Annotated in this window: 14 protein-coding genes; 8 read left to right on the top strand and 6 right to left on the bottom strand. The window is 71.4% G+C overall.

The window, feature by feature from the left end:
• Positions 1–129 precede the first annotated feature (129 nt).
• Complete coding sequence (locus tag ABT345_RS26385) at positions 130–1,203, top strand: RecB family exonuclease (protein ID WP_345093125.1); 1,074 nt, start codon at positions 130–132, stop codon at positions 1,201–1,203.
• 43 nt (positions 1,204–1,246) lie between these two features.
• Positions 1,247–1,918, top strand: a complete 672-nt coding sequence (locus tag ABT345_RS26380) for a response regulator (protein WP_030284178.1) — start codon at positions 1,247–1,249, stop codon at positions 1,916–1,918.
• Between the two features lie 97 nt (positions 1,919–2,015).
• Here the strand turns inward: ABT345_RS26380 and ABT345_RS26375 are convergent, their stop codons facing one another.
• From ABT345_RS26375 to metH, 3 genes are all read right to left on the bottom strand, one after another.
• On the bottom strand, positions 2,016–3,623 hold the full coding sequence (locus tag ABT345_RS26375) for an ABC transporter substrate-binding protein (RefSeq protein ID WP_345093129.1): 1,608 nt from the start codon (positions 3,621–3,623) through the stop codon (positions 2,016–2,018).
• Positions 3,624–3,997: 374 nt separating this feature from the next.
• Positions 3,998–4,699 carry an HAD family hydrolase gene (locus ABT345_RS26370; RefSeq protein ID WP_345093132.1) on the bottom strand — a complete coding sequence of 234 codons (702 nt, stop codon included), beginning with the start codon at positions 4,697–4,699 and terminating at the stop codon, positions 3,998–4,000.
• Between the two features lie 172 nt (positions 4,700–4,871).
• The gene (metH, locus tag ABT345_RS26365; protein ID WP_345093135.1) at positions 4,872–8,390 is read right to left on the bottom strand and encodes a methionine synthase; all 3,519 of its coding nucleotides are present in this window, start codon (positions 8,388–8,390) and stop codon (positions 4,872–4,874) included.
• Positions 8,391–8,626: 236 nt separating this feature from the next.
• Between metH and ABT345_RS26360 the strand changes: the two genes are divergently transcribed.
• From ABT345_RS26360 to ABT345_RS26335, 6 genes are all read left to right on the top strand, one after another.
• A complete protein-coding gene (locus ABT345_RS26360; RefSeq protein WP_345093138.1) occupies positions 8,627–9,391 on the top strand; it encodes an IclR family transcriptional regulator in 765 nt (254 codons plus the stop codon).
• A gap of 227 nt (positions 9,392–9,618) precedes the next feature.
• Positions 9,619–10,407 (top strand): MIP/aquaporin family protein, encoded by a 789-nt coding sequence (locus tag ABT345_RS26355; RefSeq protein WP_345093141.1) that lies wholly within the window; start codon positions 9,619–9,621, stop codon positions 10,405–10,407.
• 49 nt (positions 10,408–10,456) lie between these two features.
• Entirely contained in the window at positions 10,457–12,007 is a 1,551-nt protein-coding gene (gene glpK, locus ABT345_RS26350; protein ID WP_345093144.1) for a glycerol kinase GlpK, read from the top strand.
• A gap of 3 nt (positions 12,008–12,010) precedes the next feature.
• On the top strand, positions 12,011–13,615 hold the full coding sequence (locus tag ABT345_RS26345) for a glycerol-3-phosphate dehydrogenase/oxidase (RefSeq protein WP_345093147.1): 1,605 nt from the start codon (positions 12,011–12,013) through the stop codon (positions 13,613–13,615).
• Between the two features lie 173 nt (positions 13,616–13,788).
• Positions 13,789–14,454: a FadR/GntR family transcriptional regulator gene (locus ABT345_RS26340; protein ID WP_345093150.1), complete on the top strand. Its 666-nt coding sequence runs from the start codon at positions 13,789–13,791 to the stop codon at positions 14,452–14,454.
• A gap of 175 nt (positions 14,455–14,629) precedes the next feature.
• Positions 14,630–15,589 (top strand): PAC2 family protein, encoded by a 960-nt coding sequence (locus ABT345_RS26335; protein ID WP_345093153.1) that lies wholly within the window; start codon positions 14,630–14,632, stop codon positions 15,587–15,589.
• A 143-nt stretch (positions 15,590–15,732) separates the two neighbouring features.
• Here the strand turns inward: ABT345_RS26335 and mshC are convergent, their stop codons facing one another.
• The 3 genes from mshC to ABT345_RS26320 all read right to left on the bottom strand — a co-directional run bounded on the left by mshC (position 15,733) and on the right by ABT345_RS26320 (position 18,688).
• Positions 15,733–16,962, bottom strand: coding sequence for a cysteine--1-D-myo-inosityl 2-amino-2-deoxy-alpha-D-glucopyranoside ligase (gene mshC, locus ABT345_RS26330; RefSeq protein WP_345093155.1), 1,230 nt, complete (start codon positions 16,960–16,962; stop codon positions 15,733–15,735).
• 161 nt (positions 16,963–17,123) lie between these two features.
• Positions 17,124–18,092: an SCO1664 family protein gene (locus ABT345_RS26325; protein WP_345093157.1), complete on the bottom strand. Its 969-nt coding sequence runs from the start codon at positions 18,090–18,092 to the stop codon at positions 17,124–17,126.
• Between the two features lie 5 nt (positions 18,093–18,097).
• On the bottom strand, positions 18,098–18,688 hold the full coding sequence (locus tag ABT345_RS26320) for a DUF3090 domain-containing protein (RefSeq protein WP_078654012.1): 591 nt from the start codon (positions 18,686–18,688) through the stop codon (positions 18,098–18,100).
• Between the last annotated feature and the right edge of the window lie 122 nt (positions 18,689–18,810).

Raw genomic sequence — 18,810 nt, 5'->3', positions numbered from 1 at the left:
GCAAAGGGGTTCTGCCGTCGATGGTATGCCGAGCCGCCGCCGCGGATCCGTTGCGGGGCCGTCGCCGGGGCCGTCGCGGTGGCCTGCGGCGGGAGGCGTTGTCAGTGGCGGGCCGTAGGGTCGGGTGTCATGGGAACGAGCACCGAGAATGCCGGGCCGGACGCGGCGCACGGACCGCATGCGCAGGGAGCGGCGGACGGACCGGCGTCGCCGTCGGCCGACGGGGCGGCGACGGCCGGGCACGGCGCCGCGCCGGAGGGGCCGCGGGCGGCGGCGATCGGGCCGCAGCCCGGGCCCGTCGATGCACCGGCCGCGGCCGCCGGTCCGCAGGCGGAAGCCGCTGGTCCGCAAGCGGAAGGGGCCGCCGTGCGGTCGGGGCGGCCCGGGCCGCCGGTGGCGCTGTCGCCGTCGCGGGCGGGCGATTTCATGCAGTGCCCGCTGCTCTACCGCTTCCGGGTGATCGACAAGCTGCCGGAGAAGCCCAGCCCGGCGGCGACGCGGGGCACCGTGGTCCATGCGGTGCTGGAGCGGCTGTTCGACGCACCGGCGGCGGAGCGCACGGCGGGCGGTGCGCGGGCGATGGTGGCCGGTGAGTGGGAGAAGCTGCTGGCCAAGCGGCCGGAGCTGGCGGAGCTGTTCGCCGACGACCCGGCGGGCGAGCGGCTGGCCGGCTGGCTGTCGGACGCCGAGGCCCTGGTGGAGCGGTGGTTCACGCTGGAGGATCCGACCCGTCTGGAGCCGGCCGAGCGGGAGCTGTACGTCGAGACGGTGCTGGAGTCGGGGCTGCAGCTGCGCGGCTTCATCGACCGGGTGGACGTCGCGCCGACCGGCGAGGTCCGGATCGTCGACTACAAGACCGGCAAGGCGCCGCGGCCGCAGTTCGCCGAGGGCGCGCTGTTCCAGATGAAGTTCTACGCACTGGTGGTGTGGCGGCTGCGCGGGGTGGTGCCGCGGCGGCTCCAGCTCGTCTATCTGGGCAGCGGCGACATCATCACGTACGACCCGGGCGAGAGCGAACTGCTGGCCGTGGAGCGGAAGCTGCTGGCGCTGTGGGAGGCGATCCAGACGGCCACGGCGACGGGCGACTGGCGGCCGCGGCCGACGAAGCTGTGCGGCTGGTGCGACCACCAGGCGCACTGCCCGGAGTTCGGCGGCACGCCCCCGGTGTATCCGCTGGAGATCCGCCCGGCGGACGGCGCGTAGCCGGCGCAGGGCAGAATGGAGCCGGTCCAACAAAGGAGAAGTGGTGGCAATCCGCGTCCTGCTGGTCGATGACCAGCCGCTGCTGCGTACGGGCTTCCGGATGATCCTGGAGGCCGAGCAGGATCTGGCGGTCGTCGGCGAGGCCGGTGACGGCCTCCAGGCACTGGAGCAGGTCCGGGCGCTCCAGCCCGATGTGGTGCTGATGGACATCCGCATGCCGCGGATGGACGGCGTGGAGGCGACCCGGCAGATCACCGGCCCGGCGAAGGACGGCCCGGCCAAGGTGCTGGTGCTGACCACCTTCGATCTGGACGAGTACGTCGTCGAGGCGCTGCGCGCGGGAGCCAGCGGCTTTCTGCTCAAGGACGCCCCGGCGCACGAGCTGGTGCAGGCGATCCGGGTGGTGGCCGCGGGCGAGGCGATGCTGGCGCCGAGCATCACCCGCCGACTGCTCGACAAGTACGCCGGGCACCTGCCGTCCGGCGAGGAGCCGGTGCCGGACACCCTGGACACCCTCACCGACCGCGAGGTGGAGGTGCTCAAGCTGGTCGCGCGCGGTCTGTCGAACGCCGAGATCGCGGCGGACCTCTTCGTGAGCGAGACGACCGTCAAGACCCATGTGGGCCATGTGCTGACGAAGCTGGGCCTGCGCGACCGCGTGCAGGCCGCCGTCTACGCGTACGAGAGCGGGCTGGTGCGCCCCGGCGCCCAGTAGGCGGCGCGGGCCCCGGCGCGGGGCGATGCGGAACGGCCGGAGGGGCCGGTCCGGGATGGTTTTCCCGGACCGGCCCCTCCGACCGTGTGCCGTGCGGTCACTCGGAGACGCCGCGGCCCAGCTCCCAGATCTGCAGTGCGGAGGAGGAGTTGAGTGCCCACTCCACGCCGGTGATGTCGTCCCGGGCGGCGACGTACTGCTTGCCCTGCCACAGCGGGAGGATCGGCACGTCGTCGGCGAGGATGTTCTGGATCTCCTTGAAGCCGGCGCCCGCGGCGTTGCGGTCGCTCTCCTGGCGGGTGGCGGGGATCAGCTGCGACTCGATCTTCGCGTTGCGGTAGGGCGAGTTGAGGAAGTTGCCCTTGCCGAGGAACGGACCGATGTAGTTGTCGGCGTCCGGGATGTCCGGGAACCAGCCCATGCCGTAGACGGCGTACTTGCCGTTGGAGGAGTCGGTGCGGAACTGCTGCCAGTTGTTGACGGCCTTGATGTCGACGTCGAACAGCTTGCTGTCGTTGAGCTGCTGCTTGAGGGCCGCGAACTCCTTGGCGGTGCTGGCGCCGTAGTGGTTCTCGGTGTACGTCAGGGTCACCTTCACCGGGGTGTGGACGTTCGCCTGCTCCAGGATCTGGCGGGCGGCCGGGACGCTGGGGTTCCCGTACTTGGTGAAGAAGGAGTTGATGTGGCCGGTGAGGCCGGTCGGCACCAGGGAGTACAGCGGGTCGCCGACGTAGGAGTAGACGTCGCGCAGGATCTGCGAGCGGTTGACGAGCTGCGCCATCGCCTGGCGGACGGCCGGGTTGGAGACCGACGGGTCCTTGGTGTTGAAGGCGAGGTAGCGGATCTCCTGGCCGGGCATCTCCTGGAGGGTGATGTGCTCGTTCCGGGAGTTCTGCAGGCCCTTGACCTGAGCGGGCGACAGACCACGGTTCATCAGGTCGATCTGGCCCTTGCGCAGCGCCTTCTCCATCGCGGAGGAGCTGGGGAAGAACCGCATCTCGACCTTGTCGTTCAGCGGCTTCACCGCGCCCTTGTAGCCGGGGTTCCGGCTGAAGACGATCTTGGTGATGCGCTCGCCGCTGTGCTCGGCCTTGAGCGTGTACGGGCCGGAGCCGACGAGGTCGAAGCCGCTGTAGAGGCGGCCGGCGGGGTACACCTGGTGGTCGACGATGCCCGCGGCCGGGGTGGTGAGCTTCTGCGGGAAGGTGGCGTCCGGCTTCTTGAGGTGGAAGACCACCTCGGTGTCGCTGGGCGTCTCGATCTTGTCGATGTCGTTGACCAGCGTGCCCGGACCGTTGGCGTAGTTGATCTTCTGCACGCGGTCGATGGAGAACTTCACGTCCTGCGCGGTCAGCTGATGACCGTTGGAGAACTTCAGGTCGCTGCGCAGGGTGCACCGGTACTGCTCGTTCCGCGTGTCGCGGAAGCCGCAGGTCTTGGCCGCCTCGGGCACCGGCGTGGTGCCGGTTCTGGGCAGCCGCAGCAGCGTCTGGAGGGTGCCGCGCAGCACGTTCATCGCGTCGACGTCGTACGCCTGCGCCGGGTCGAACGGAGCGGGGGCATCCTTGGTGGCCTCCATCTGCGTGGCGACCCCGACGACGATGGGATCGCCGCTCCCGCCCGCGCCGTCCGGCCCGCCACAGGCCGCGAGTACGGGGGCGAGCAGACCGGCCAGAGCCGGCAGCACCAAGGTCTTGCGATTCATCGTCGGCAGGTTCCTTATCAGCGCAGAGGTGTTGCTCGCGTCGACATTAGTAGGAACAGCCATCGCGTCCGGGCCGCAACGGAGTTGCCGTTATAGGGACACCGGATATCAGTACATCGATCTCCGATTACCGGACGCCGGAACGAACTACACGTCACCCCATGAATCCGGACACTTACCCCCGCACATCAGGCCCCCGAACCCCTCTGGAACACCCATCGGGGCACCTGTCGACGCCGGGGCGCGTGAGAAACGTCACGCGCCCCGGGGGCAGCGACAATGCGGGAATTCAGCCAGGGTATACGTCACGGAAAATGAGCGGACCACTGCCCTGAGTTCCCGCCGCTTTCCCGGAGGAACGCTCAGTGCACGCGTCAATTGCTTTCCGTGATGAGGGCCCGGAGAAAAGAAAGATCAACTTCTTCGAGTGACCGGACGACGGTCCGGCCCGCGGCGGGCGGCACCGGCACCACCGACGGCACGGCGACGACCCGGCACCCGGCCGCCTCGCCCGCGCGCACCCCCGTGAGGGTGTCCTCCACCACCGCGCACCGCGCCGGGTCGACACCCAGCCGTGCCGCCGCGGTGAGGTACGGGTCCGGATGCGGCTTGGTGCGTTCCAGTTCGTCACCGGCGAGGGTCAGATGGAAGTGGGCGGGGCCCAGCGAGTGCAGCATGCGGTCGATGATGGTGCGGTGCGAGGCGGAGACCAGCGCCGTGGGGACGCCGTGGGCGGCCAGTTCGGCCAGCAGCCGGCGGGCGCCGGGCATCAGCGGCACGCCGCGGCCGATCCGGGCGGCGAAGCGGGCGTTGAGCAGTCCGCTCAGCTCCGGCAGGCCGATCTGGGCACCGGTGGCCTGAATCAGATATCCGGCGCTGCGGGTCATCGGCCCACCGACGACGGCCTCGCGGTGGGTGTCGTCGAGGACGTGGCCCAGTTCGGCGAAGACCTCGGACTCCGCCTCCCACCAGAAGCCCTCGGTGTCGACGAGCGTGCCGTCCAGGTCGAGGAAGACTGCCTGGAGGGCGGTGTCCTTCGCCGCCCGGGAGTCGGCCGCGGGGATGCTGCTGGTCATCCGTCCACCTCCGTGAGGACGTCCCCTGGGGGACAAAAGGGCCGGCCACCGCCCCGGAGTGGGGTGCTGACCGGCCGCTACCGGACCGACCAGTGTACGACGGTGCGTGCCGGTCCGGGGGGTGACGCGGAAGCGGGCCGTCCGCCGTTCGGGCGACGGACGGCCCGGGTGCTCACCGGGCGTTGAAGTACTTCGCCTCGGGGTGGTGGATCACGATCGCGTCGGTGGACTGCTCGGGGTGGAGCTGGAACTCCTCGGAGAGCTGGACGCCGATGCGCTCCGGCTGGAGGAGGTCGGCGATCTTCGCGCGGTCCTCCAGGTCGGGGCAGGCGCCGTAGCCCAGGGAGAAGCGGGCGCCGCGGTACTTGAGGGCGAACATGTCCTCGACCTCGGACGGGTCCTCGCCGCCGAAGCCCAGCTCGGCACGGACCCGGGCGTGCCAGTACTCGGCCAGCGCCTCCGCGAGCTGGACGGAGAGGCCGTGCAGCTCCAGGTAGTCGCGGTAGGAGTTGGCGGCGAAGAGCTTGGCGGTCTCCTCGCCGATGCGGGAGCCGACGGTGACGACCTGGAGGCCGACGACATCCCTCTCGCCGGTCTCCTCCGGGCGGAAGAAGTCCGCCAGGCACAGCCGGCGGCCGCGGCGCTGGCGCGGGAAGGTGAAGCGGGTGCGCTCGGTGCCGTCCTCGTGGAGCAGGATGAGGTCGTCGCCCTTGGAGACGCACGGGAAGTAGCCGTGGACGACGGCGGCCTCCAGCAGGTTCTCCGTCTGGAGCCGGTCGAGCCAGCCGCGCAGCCGCGGCCGTCCCTCGGTCTCCACCAGCTCCTCGTAGCTGGGGCCGTCGCCGGTGCGTGCCTGCTTGAGGCCCCACTGGCCCTTGAAGAGGGCGCCCTCGTCCAGCCAGGAGGCGTAGTCGGCGAGCTGGATGCCCTTGACGACGCGGGTGCCCCAGAACGGCGGGGCGGGGACCGGGTTGTCGGTCGCGACGTCGGAGCGGACCGAGCCCTCGGGCTCCTCGACCTCCAGGGCGGCCGTCTCGCGCTTGGGCACGCGGCGCTGCTTCAGCTCGGGCAGGGTGGCGCCGGGCACGCCGCGCTTGACGGCGATCAGCGCGTCCATCAGGCGCAGCCCCTCGAACGCGTCGCGGGCGTAGCGGACCTCGCCGTCGTAGATCTCGTGGAGGTCCTGTTCGACGTAGGCGCGGGTGAGGGCGGCGCCGCCGAGGATGACCGGGTAGTCGGCGGCCATCTTGCGCTGGTTCAGCTCCTCCAGGTTCTCCTTCATGATCACCGTGGACTTGACCAGCAGCCCCGACATGCCGATGACGTCGGCGCGGTGCTCCTCGGCGGCTTCCAGGATCGCGGCGACCGGCTGCTTGATGCCGAGGTTGACGACGTTGTAGCCGTTGTTGGAGAGGATGATGTCGACGAGGTTCTTGCCGATGTCGTGGACGTCGCCGCGGACGGTCGCGAGCACGATGGTGCCCTTGCCCGCGCCGTCGCCGTCGTCGACCTTCTCCATGTGCGGTTCGAGATGGGCCACCGCGGTCTTCATGACCTCGGCGGACTGCAGGACGAACGGCAGCTGCATCTGGCCGGAGCCGAAGAGTTCGCCGACGACCTTCATGCCCTCCAGGAGGGTGTTGTTGACGATGTCGAGGGCGGGGGTGGAGCGCAGCGCCTCGTCGAGGTCGGCCTCCAGGCCGTTCTTCTCGCCGTCGATGATGCGGCGGGCCAGGCGCTCCTCCAGCGGCAGGGCGGCCAGTTCCTCGGCCTTGCCCGCCTTCAGGGACTTGGCGGTGGCGCCCTCGAACAGCGCCATGAGCTTCTGCAGCGGGTCGTAGCCCTCGGCGCGGCGGTCGTGGATCAGGTCGAGGGCCGTCTGCACCTCCTCCTCGCTGAAGCGGGCGATCGGCAGGATCTTGCTGGCGTGCACGATCGCCGAGTCCAGGCCGGCCTTGACGCACTCGTCGAGGAAGACGGAGTTGAGCAGGATGCGGGCGGCCGGGTTGAGGCCGAAGGAGATGTTGGACAGGCCGAGGGTGGTCTGGACGTCCGGGTGACGGCGCTTCAGCTCGCGGATCGCCTCGATGGTGGCGATGCCGTCCTTGCGGGACTCCTCCTGGCCGGTGCAGATGGTGAAGGTCAGGGTGTCGATGAGGATGTCGGACTCGTGGATGCCCCAGTTGCCGGTCAGGTCGGCGATGAGGCGCTCGGCGATGGCGACCTTGTTCTCGGCGGTGCGGGCCTGGCCCTCCTCGTCGATGGTCAGCGCGATGAGCGCCGCGCCGTGCTCGGCGGCGAGGGCGGTGACCTTGGCGAAGCGGGACTCGGGGCCGTCGCCGTCCTCGTAGTTGACGGAGTTGATGACGGCGCGGCCGCCCAGCTTCTCCAGTCCGGCGCGCAGGACGGGCAGTTCGGTGGAGTCGAGGACGATGGGGAGGGTGGAGGCGGTGGCGAAGCGGCCGGCCAGCTCCTCCATGTCGGCGACGCCGTCCCGTCCGACGTAGTCGACGCAGAGGTCGAGCATGTGGGCGCCCTCGCGGATCTGGTCGCGGGCCATCTCCACGCAGTCGTCCCAGCGGCCCTCCAGCATCGCCTCGCGGAACTTCTTCGAACCGTTGGCGTTGGTCCGCTCGCCGATCGCGAGGTACGAGGTGTCCTGCCGGAAGGGCACGGTCTGGTAGAGGGAGGCGGCGCCGGGCTCGGGGCGCGGCTCGCGGGGCGCCGGGGCCAGGCCGCGGACCCGCTCGACGACCTGACGCAGATGCTCGGGCGTGGTGCCGCAGCAGCCGCCGACGAGGGAGAGTCCGTACTCGCCGACGAACGTCTCCTGGGCGTCGGCGAGTTCCCCCGCGGTCAGCGGGTAGTGGGCGCCGTCCTTGCCCAGGACCGGCAGACCGGCGTTGGGCATGCAGGCGAGCGGGACGCGGGAGTGGCGGGCGAGATAGCGCAGGTGCTCGCTCATCTCGGCGGGGCCGGTGGCGCAGTTGAGGCCGATCATGTCGATGCCCAGCGGCTCCAGCGCGGTGAGCGCGGCACCGATCTCGGAGCCGAGCAGCATGGTGCCGGTGGTCTCGACGGTGACGGAGCAGATGACCGGCAGCTTCGCGCCGGTGGCGGCCAGGGCGCGGCGGGCGCCGAGGACGGCCGCCTTCGTCTGGAGCAGGTCCTGGGTGGTCTCGACCAGCAGCGCATCGGCGCCGCCGGCGATCATGCCCTCGGCATTGCGCTGGTAGGCGTCGCGGAGGGTGGTGTACGGGGCGTGGCCGAGGGTGGGCAGCTTGGTGCCGGGGCCCATCGAGCCGAGGACCCAGCGCTGCTGTCCCGTCGAGGCGGTGAACTCGTCGGCGACCTCGCGGGCGATGCGGGCGCCCGCCTCGGAGAGTTCGAAGACGCGCTCGGGAATGTCGTATTCCGCCAGTGCGGCGAAGTTGGCGCCGAAGGTGTTGGTCTCCACGCAGTCGACGCCGACGGCGAAGTACTCCTCGTGCACCGAGCGGACGATGTCCGGCCGGGTGATGTTGAGGACCTCGTTGCAGCCTTCCAGCTGCTGGAAGTCCTCCATCGACGGATCCTGCGCCTGCAGCATCGTGCCCATCGCCCCGTCGGCGACCACCACCCGCGAGGCCAGCGCCTCGCGGAAGGAATCGACGCGGGACGCGCTGTCGGGCGTGGACGTGTACGAGGCCATGGAGGTGCTCCCCTGGTTGCGACGGCTGTCGGCTTTGCGCCCCCCGGTGGACGGCGCACGCCGCCAGCCTAGCTGGCGGGGCCGTACAGATGTCGCTCTGTTCCAGCGCCTGGACTCCGAATGGACCGGAGCGGCGTAGACCGGCCATGATCGCGAGTGGACTCCGACCCTCCCGCGGTTCGGCATCGACCGATATCGTTCAGCATTGTCGAACCGCGCATCTTGGAGGTTGTCCGATGGCACGCACCATCCAGTCGCTGGAGCGAGCCGCCGCGGTGCTGCGGCTGCTGGCCGGCGGGGAACGGCGGCTGGGACTGTCCGACATCTCCTCCGCGATCGGCCTGGCCAAGGGCACCACCCACGGCATCCTGCGCACCCTCCAGCAGGAGGGGTTCGTCGAGCAGGACCCGGCGTCCGGCCGCTACCAGCTCGGCGCCGAACTGCTGCGCCTGGGCAACAGCTATCTCGACGTCCACGAACTGCGCGCCCGCGCCCTGGTGTGGACCGACGACCTGGCGCGCTCCAGCGGCGAGAGCGTCTACCTCGGCGTGCTGCACCAGCAGGGCGTGCTGATCGTGCACCACGTCTTCCGGCCGGACGACAGCCGTCAGGTCCTGGAGGTGGGCGCGATGCACCCGCTGTACAGCACCGCGCTGGGCAAGGTGCTGTGCGCGTACGACCCGGTGGCGCACAGCGAGGTGGCGGAGGTGGCGCGGGAGGCGCTCACCCCGCACACGGTGACCGGGGCGGACGCCTTCGAGGCGGCGCTGGAGCTGACCCGGGCGCGCGGGTGGGCCGCGGACGTCGAGGAGACCTGGGAGGGCGTGGCATCGGTGGCCGCCCCGGTGCACGACCGGCGGCGGATGCCGGTGGGTTCGGTGGGCATCACCGGGGCCGTCGAGCGGGTGTGCCAGGACGGCGTCGTGCGGCCGGAAATCGTCGCTGCTGTCAGGGATTGCGCACGGGCCGTGTCCAGGGACCTGGGCGCGGGCCGGTTCTGATCCGTATTGCCACTGCTTGTCCAGGTTAATTTTTCGCCACAGAACCCTTGACGCCGTTCAACAGGTGGACAAAACTGCCGTTCGTCGGTCGGCATTGTCGAACACCACTCGGCAATATTCGTTATGGTGGGCAATGCCGCGGGGCCGACCACAGCCCTCTCGGAGGGCGCGGACCACCGGAGACCCGGGGTTCGCCTTCCCCTGGACGAAGGACAAAGGAGTCGCGGGTGTCCAGCTCCGACATCTTCCTCAGCGAGACCATAGGTACCGCTGTTCTGATACTGCTCGGCGGTGGCGTCTGCGCCGCCGTCACCTTCAAGCGCTCCAAGGCGTATGCGGCCGGCTGGGTCGCCATCGCCTTCGGTTGGGGCTTCGCCGTACTCACGGGCGCGTACATCGCCGTACAGTCCGGTGCGCACCTCAACCCCGCGGTGACCCTCGCCCTCGCGATCAAGGGCGGCACCGAGTGGAGCCAGGTGCCGGTGTACTTCGCCGGCCAGCTGCTCGGCGCCATGATCGGCGCGGTACTGGTCTGGCTGACCTACTACGGGCAGTTCCGGGCGCATCTGTCCGACCCGGAGGTGCTGGCCGCCCACAATGGCCAGGAAGGCATGGTCGACAAGGCCACCGCTCCCAAGGCGGGCCCCGTCCTCGGCATCTTCTCCACCGGCCCGGAGATCCGGAACGCCGTTCAGAACCTCGTGACCGAGATCATCGCCACCATCGTGCTCGTGCTGGCGATCCTCAACCTGGGCCTGAGCGACAACGGCAAGGGCGTCGGCCCGATCGGCTCGCTGCTGGTGGCGCTCGTCGTCGTCGGCATCGGTCTGTCCCTCGGCGGTCCGACCGGCTACGCGATCAACCCGGTCCGCGACCTCGGCCCGCGTATCGTGCACGCGCTGCTGCCGCTGCCGAACAAGGGCGGCTCCGACTGGGGCTACGCATGGATCCCGGTCGTCGGCCCGCTGATTGGCGGAGCCATCGCCGGTGGCATCTATCAGGTGGCATTCGCCTGAGCCGCGTCCCCGTACCGACTCCGCCCGCACAGAATCACTGGAGCACACCATGAGCGACACCCCCTCCACCTCCTCCCACGGTCACGGCCCGTTCATCGCGGCCATCGACCAGGGCACGACCTCCAGCCGCTGCATCGTGTTCGACAAGGACGGCCGCATCGTGTCGGTCGACCAGAAGGAGCACGAACAGATCTTCCCCAAGCCCGGCTGGGTCGAACACGATGCCGCCGAGATCTGGGCGAACGTCCAGCAGGTCGTGGCCGGCGCCGTCGCGAAGGCCGGCGTCACCGCCGACGACGTCAAGGCGATCGGCATCACCAACCAGCGCGAGACCACGCTGCTGTGGGACAAGCACACCGGTGAGCCGGTCCACAACGCCATCGTCTGGCAGGACACCCGCACCGACGCGCTCTGCAAGGAGCTGGGCCGCAACGTCGGCCAGGACCGCTTCCGCCGCGAGACCGGCCTGCCGCTGGCCTCGTACTTCGCGGGCCCGAAGATCCGCTGGCTGCTGGACAACGTCGAGGGGCTGCGCGAGCGCGCCGAGCGCGGCGACATCCTCTTCGGCACCATGGACTCCTGGGTCATCTGGAACCTCACCGGTGGCGTGAACGGCGGTGTGCACGTCACGGACGTCACCAACGCCTCGCGCACCCTGCTGATGAACCTCCACACGCTGGAGTGGGACGAGAAGATCCTCCAGTCGATCGGCATCCCCGCCGCCGTCCTCCCGGAGATCAAGTCCTCCGCCGAGGTCTACGGCACCACCGCCGCCGGCACCCTGGCGGGCGTCCCCGTCGCCTCCGCCCTCGGCGACCAGCAGGCCGCGCTCTTCGGCCAGACCTGCTTCTCGCAGGGCGAGGCCAAGTCCACGTACGGCACCGGCACCTTCATGCTGATGAACACCGGCAACCAGCCGGTGAACTCGTACAACGGTCTGCTGACCACCGTCGGCTACCGCATCGGCGACCAGGACGCGGTCTACGCGCTGGAAGGCTCCATCGCCGTCACCGGTTCGCTGGTGCAGTGGATGCGCGACCAGATGGGCCTGATCAACTCCGCCGCGGAGATCGAGACGCTGGCCTCCACCGTCGAGGACAACGGCGGCGCCTACTTCGTCCCGGCCTTCTCCGGCCTGTTCGCCCCCTACTGGCGCTCCGACGCGCGCGGCGTGATCGCGGGTCTGACCCGCTACGTCACCAAGGCGCACATCGCCCGCGCCGTGCTCGAGGCCACCGCCTGGCAGACCCGCGAGATCACCGACGCCATGACGAAGGACTCCGGCGTCGAGCTGACCGCACTCAAGGTCGACGGCGGCATGACCTCCAACAACCTGCTGATGCAGACCATCTCGGACTTCCTGGACGCGCCGGTGGTGCGCCCGATGGTCGCCGAGACGACCTGCCTCGGCGCTGCCTACGCGGCCGGTCTGGCCGTCGGCTTCTGGTCCAGCACCGACGAGCTGCGCGCCAACTGGCGCCGGGCCGCCGAATGGACCCCCCGGATGGATGCGGCCACCCGTGACCGCGAGTACAAGAGCTGGCTCAAGGCAGTGGAACGCTCCATGGGCTGGCTCGACGACGACACTGTCGAGGAGTAATTGATGAGCACCCTGCAGAGCGTCCCGGCACTCGGGACGCACCCGGCCGACGGTTCGACCCCGAGCCGCGCCGAAACCCGGGAACAGCTGTCCAAGGCGACGTACGACCTCCTGGTGATCGGTGGCGGCATCCTGGGCATCTCCACTGCCTGGCACGCCGCGCAGGCCGGACTGCGGGTGGCCCTGGTGGACGCCGGCGACTTCGCCGGCGCCACCTCCTCCGCCTCCTCCAAGCTGCTCCACGGCGGACTGCGCTACCTGCAGACCGGCGCGGTGAAGCTGGTGGCGGAGAACCACTTCGAGCGGCGTGCGGTCTCCCGTGAGGTGGCGCCGCACCTCGCCAACCCCCTCACCTTCTACCTGCCCGTCTACAAGGGCGGCCCGCACGGCGCGGCCAAGCTCGGCGCCGGTGTCTTCGCCTACTCCGCGCTCTCCGCGTTCGGCGACGGCGTCGGCCACGTCATATCCCCGGCCAAGGCCCAGCGCGACGTGCCGGAGCTGCGGACCGACAACCTCAAGGCCGTCGCGGTCTACGGCGACGACCAGATGAACGACGCGCGCATGGCGCTGATGACCGTCCGCGCCGCCGTCGCGGCCGGCGCCACGGTCCTCAACCACGCCGAGGTCACCGGGCTGCGCTTCACCCAGGGCCGGGTCACCGGTGCCGAGCTGAAGGACCGCACGGACGGCGCGGAGTTCGGCGTCAGCGGCCGCCTGGTCCTCAACGCGACCGGCCCGTGGGTGGACCACCTGCGCAAGATGGAGGACCCGAACGCGGCCCCCTCCATCCGCCTCTCCAAGGGCGCGCACCTGGTCCTCAAGCGCACCTCCCCCTGGAAGGCGGCGCTGGCCACCCCGATCGACAAGTACCGCATCGCCTTCGCCCTCCCCTGGGAGGACATGCTGCTGCTCGGTACCACCGACGAGGAGTACGAGGGCGACCCGGCGGACGTCGCGGTCACCGAGAAGGACACCGCCCAGATCCTGGACGAGGCCGCCTTCTCCGTCCGTGACCAGCAGCTCTCCCGCGACCTGATCACCTACTCGTTCGCCGGTCTGCGGGTGCTGCCCGGCGGCCCCGGCGACACCTCCAAGGCCAAGCGCGAGACGGTCGTGACCGAGGGCAGCGGCGGCATGCTGTCCGTCGCGGGCGGCAAGTGGACGACCTTCCGCCACATCGGCCGTACGGTCATGAACAAGCTCGCCGCGCTGCCCGGCCACCCGCTGGCCGGCGACATGGAGCCGATCGCGCGCCTGCCGAAGAAGCTCCCGCTGCCCGGTATCGCCAACCCGAACGCGGTCGCGCACCGCCTGCTGGTCGACGGCACCGCCGACGGCCCGCAGATGGCCCCGGAGACCGCGCGGCACCTCGCCACGCACTACGGCTCGCTGTCGTTCGACATCGCGCGCCTGGCGAACGAGAACCCGGCGCTCGCCGAGCGCATCCACCCGGACGCCCCGGAGATCTGGGCGCAGGTCGCCTACGCCCGGGACCACGAGTGGGCCGAGACCGTGGACGACGTGCTGCGCCGCCGCACCACGCTGACCATCCGCGGCCTGGACACGGAGGACGTCCGCGCCAAGGTGAAGGGCATGCTCGAAGGCTGAGCCCGGGGCCCGCGCCCGCGCGAGGCCCGGCAGAGGGGCGGCTCCCGCAAGGGGCCGCCCCTCCGGCGTGTGCGGGCGCACGGTACGACGGCCGTCGGAGGCCGGGCCATAATGAACCAGACATCGGATGTCTGGGGAAGGATGTCCGGCGGTTCCGAACGGGGAGGTCGGCCGTGGGAGTCACTGACGAGGCCATCGAGAAGATCAAGGGGATGATCGTCTCGGGGGCGCTGCGGCCGGGCGACCGGCTGCCCAGGGAGAGCGAACTCGCCGCGGAGCTGGGCCTGTCCCGCAATTCGCTGCGCGAGGCGGTGCGGGCGCTGTCGCTGATCCGCGTCCTCGACGTACGGCAGGGCGACGGCACCTACGTCACCAGCCTCGCCCCCCGGCTGCTGCTGGAGGCGCTGAGCTTCGTGGTGGACCTCCACCGCGACGACACCGTGCTGGAGTTCCTCGCCGTCCGCCGGATCCTGGAGCCCGCCGCCACCGCGCTGGCCGCCGGACGGATCGGCGCGGCCGAACTCGACGCGCTGGCCGCCGGGTTGGACGCGCTGGGTCCCGAGCCGTCGGAGGCGGAGCTGGCCGCCGGTGACCTGGAGTTCCACCGGCGGATCGCGGCGGCGTCCGGCAACTCCGTGCTCTGCGCGCTGCTGGAGGGCCTGTCGGGGCCGGCCCCCCGGGCCCGGAGCGGGCCGGCGCAGCGGGACGTGGTGGCCCGGACGCTCGCCGAGCACCGCGCGATCCTCGCCGCCCTGCGCGACGGCGACGCGGAGGCGGCCCGGGCGTGGGCGACGGTCCACCTCGCGGGCGTGGAGCAGTGGGTGCGGGCGGCGGTGTGACGGCGGGCGCGCCAGGGGTGGCCGTGCGCTCGAAGGCTCTTCCGAACACCTCGGATGAATGGACACTCATTCGTGCACAGGGGCTGCGGCCGGGCGGTGGGGACCCCGTAGGCTGGGAGCGCACGCAAGGAAACGGGGTGCCGGTGGCGGAACACCGGCCGGAAGGAGGCGCTGGGTGATCGAGCTGGAGGGTGTTCCCGAGCTGATCGACCCGGTGATGGTGGCCGCGTTCGAAGGCTGGAACGACGCCGGCGACGCCGCCTCCGCCGCGGTCGCTCATCTGCACCGGGAATGGCAGGGCAAGGTCTTCGCCGCGCTCGACGCCGAGGACTACTACGACTTCCAGGTCAACCGCCCGACCGTCTTCCTGGAGGACGGCGTCCGCAAGGTCACCTGGCCCACCACGCGGCTCTCCGTCGTCCGCATCGACGACGCCGACGGCAAGGGCCGCCGCCGCGATCTGGTGCTGGTCCGCGGCATCGAGCCGAGCATGCGCTGGCGCTCGTTCTGCAACGAGATCCTGGGCTTCGCCCATGAGCTGGGCGTGGAGATGCTGGTGGTGCTCGGCGCGCTGCTCGGCGACACCCCGCACACCCGGCCGGTGCCGGTCAGCGGCGTCACCTCGGACACCGACCTCGCCACCCGCATGGATCTGGAGGAGTCCCGCTACGAGGGCCCCACCGGCATCGTCGGCATCCTCCAGGAGGCGTGCACCCACGCCGGGGTGCCCGCCGTCAGCCTCTGGGCCGCGGTGCCGCACTACGTCTCCCAGCCGCCCAACCCGAAGGCCAGCCTGGCGCTGCTCAACCGCCTGGAGGACCTGCTCGGCATCCGCATCCCGCAGGGCGAGCTGACCGAGGACGCCCGCGCCTGGCAGCTGGGCGTGGACCAGCTGGCGGCCGAGGACAGCGAGGTCGCCGAGTACGTCCAGACGCTGGAGGAGGCGCGGGACACCGCGGATCTGCCGGAGGCGTCCGGCGACGCCATCGCCCGGGAATTCGAGCGCTATCTGCGCCGCCGGGACCCGCAGACCGACTCCGGCCGCACCTGGCCCCGGCTCCCCAAGGAGTCCCGGGACCCGAAGGACGCCGGAGCCGACCCGTCGGACGGGCCGGAGGCCGACGGCGGGCGGTAGCCCACAGAGCACCGCGGACGGGCGGGGCGGGACCGAGGCGGTCCGGCCCCGCCCGTCGTCTGCCCGGGCCTCCCCCGCACGCGGGCCGTACGCGAAAGGGGCGCCCCCGCCGCTGCGGAGGCGCCCCTCTAGCAGGTGGGCGGTTAGAGCGCGACGCCCAGCAGGGCGTCCACCGTGCGCGAGACCAGACCGGGCGCGCCCTCGTCGCTGCCGCCGGCGGACTCCTGCGCGGCGGCCCAGCGGTCGACCGCGGCGAGCGCCGCGGGCGAGTCCAGGTCGTCGGCGAGCGCCGTACGGACCTCCTCCAGCAGCGCCTCGGCGGGCGGGCCGTCGGGGCGGGAGACGGCGGCGCGCCAGCGCGCCAGCCGGTCCACGGCCTCGGCCAGCACCGCGTCGGTCCACTCCCAGTCGCTGCGGTAGTGGTGGGACAGGAGCGCCAGCCGGATCGCCGCCGGGTCGACGCCGTCGCGGCGCACCGCCGAGACGAAGACCAGGTTGCCCTTGGACTTCGACATCTTCTCGCCGTCCAGCGCCACCATCCCGGCGTGGACGTACGCCTTGGCGAACGGGTGCTCGCCGGTCAGCGCCTGAGCGTGCGAGGCGCCCATCTCGTGGTGCGGGAACGCCAGATCGGAGCCGCCGCCCTGGACGTCGAAGCCCATGCCGAGGTGTTCCAGGGCGATGGCGACGCACTCGATGTGCCAGCCGGGCCGGCCGCGGCCCAGCGAGCCGCCGTCCCAGCTCGGCTCGCCGTCGCGGGCGGCCATCCACAGCATCGGGTCGAGGGGGTTCTTCTTGCCCTCCCGCTCCGGGTCGCCGCCGCGTTCGGCGGAGAGCAGCCGCATCGCCTCGGCGTCGAGTCCGGAGACCTCGCCGAAGTGCGGGTCGGAGGAGACGGAGAAGTAGATGTCGCCGTCCAGCTCGTAGGCGGCGCCGCTGTCACGGAGCCGTTCGACGAGCGGGACGATGCCGGGTATCGCCTCGACGGCTCCGATGTAGTGGCGGGGCGGGAGCATCCGCAGGGCCGTCATGTCCTCGCGGAACAGCGCGGTCTCGCGTTCGGCGAGCGCCGTCCAGTCGTCCCCGGTGGCGACGGCCCGCTCCAGCAGCGGATCGTCGACATCCGTGACGTTCTGCACGTAGTGAACCTGGCGCTTCGTGTCGAGCCACACGCGCTGAACCAGGTCGAACGCGTTGTAGGTCGCCGCGTGCCCCATGTGGGTGGCGTCGTACGGCGTGATGCCGCAGACGTAGATACGGGCGACGGGACCGGGGTCGAGGGTCACCCGTCCGCCGGTCGCGGTGTCGTGGATCCTCAGGTCGCGGCCCTGACCGGGCAGGGCGGGGACCTCAGAAGCGGGCCATGCATGCATGTCTTGAGACTAACCGGATGCTGGTTCCGCATACGAACCGGAGGGCCGGTAACGACCGGAAAGGCGTTCTTGCGTTCGAAGCCGGAACGTGCATCGGGCCGTGGTCCGCGCCCCTCGCGCGCCGCCCGCCCGCGCCCCGTACGCCGGGATCCGGCGCCGCGTCAGACCGGTGGCCAGGGGATCGGCGGCCAGTCGCCGCCGGGCTCGGGATGGCGGCCGGAGGCCAGCAGGGCGTCGACCCGGGCGCGCAGCGCGGTGGTCTCGGCGGCGGTGAGGAGTTCGGCCAGTCGAGCGGCGAGCGGGCGGTTCTCCGCCAGCTCGGTGCGGAGCCGCTCCAGCACCGCGACCGCCTCGTCGGGCAGCGGCTCCCCGGCCCACCCCCACAGCAGGGTGCGGAGCTTGTCGTCGGTGTGGAAGGTCACGCCGTGGTCGATGGCGAAGAGCCGTCCGCCGGGCCCCGGCAGCAGATGGCCGCCCTTGCGGTCCCCGTTGTTGATGACCGCGTCGAGCACCGCCAGCCGCCGCAGCCGCGCGTCGTCGGCGTGCACCAGCAGCGCCGGGCGCCCCTGCCCGGTCTCCGCGAACCCGACCGCCTTCCAGCCCGGCCCCGGCTCGTCCCCCTCGACCAGCGCCAGCAGCGGCGGTATCTCCTCGCCGTCCGCCCCCGGCACCTCGACCCACCGCTGCACCATGCCCGGTCCGTACGGTCCCTCGCGCAGCACGGTGGCCGGGATCAGCCCCCAGCCCGTCGCCCGGGAGATCTCGTACGCGGCGACCTCCCGCTGGGCGAGGTTGCCGTCGGGGAAGTCCCACAGCGGCCGCTCGCCCGCGACGGGCTTGTAGACCGCGTCGGCGGTGCGGCCCTCATGGGTCACGGTGCAGAAGAGGACCGCGTTGGACGCCTCCTCGATACGGCCGCGCACGGTCAGCTCGCCGGCGTTCAGGAAGGCTGCCTGAAGGTTCTCGTCGTTCCGGAAGGCTTCCTGGAAACCGAGGTCGTCCAGGGCGGCTGCCGGAGCGTTCTCCGGGCTCGGGGAGGCCGCCTGCGCGTCCTGGCCCGCCTCGGCCCCGGGCCGTCGTTCCGGCGGTGTCGCGGGGCCCGGGAGTGCCGGTTCTGCGGTGGGTTCCATGGCGGTCAGGCGTCCCGCCGGTAGCCGTTCTGGCGCGGGCAGACATGGCCCTCGGGGTCGAGCGGCAGGCTGCACAGCGGGCACGGCGGGCGCCCGGCGTTCACCACCTCCAGGGCGCGCTTGGCGAAGGCGCGCGCCATGGTGCCGGTCATCCGCACCCGCAGCATCGGCGGGCCGTTCTCGTCGTCCTGGAGCAGCCGCTCCTCGGCCTCGGCGAGGTCCTCCTCGCTGTCGGCGTCCAGCTCGACCAGCGCCTGCGCCTCGATGATCATGCGCTCGTCCTCGCCGTCCCAGGCGAGCGCCATGGTGCCGACGCGGAACTCCTCCTCCACCGGCGTCTCCAGCGGCGCGGTGTCGGCCAGCTCCGCGGGCGCGACGGCGGGCACCGGGGCGTTGCCGCCGCTGCGCCGCACCACCTCGTCCAGCAGCTCGTCGATCCGCTCGGCGAGCGCGGCGACCTGCGTCTTCTCCAGGGCGACGCTGGTGGTCCGGCCGGCCGCGGTGGCCTGGAGGAAAAAGCTCCGGCGGCCAGGCAGCCCGACCGTACCGGCCACGAAGCGGTCCGGCGCGTCGTAGAAGAACACCTGACGGGACAACGTCCTGCTCCGATTGCTCGACTGCGGGGGCTGAGCGGTCGCTGCGGCCCCTGTGTTCAGTGCGGTCAGTGCGCTCACGGCACGGTTCGCAGAGGTGTCACGGGCAGCGCCGTCGCACCACC

The sequence above is a fragment of the Streptomyces sp. NPDC000404 genome (assembly GCF_040300365.1).
GTDB lineage: Bacteria > Actinomycetota > Actinomycetes > Streptomycetales > Streptomycetaceae > Streptomyces > Streptomyces ramulosus.
The sequence above is the reverse complement of the archived record's forward strand: the minus strand, read 5'-3'. Positions and strand labels throughout refer to the sequence as shown.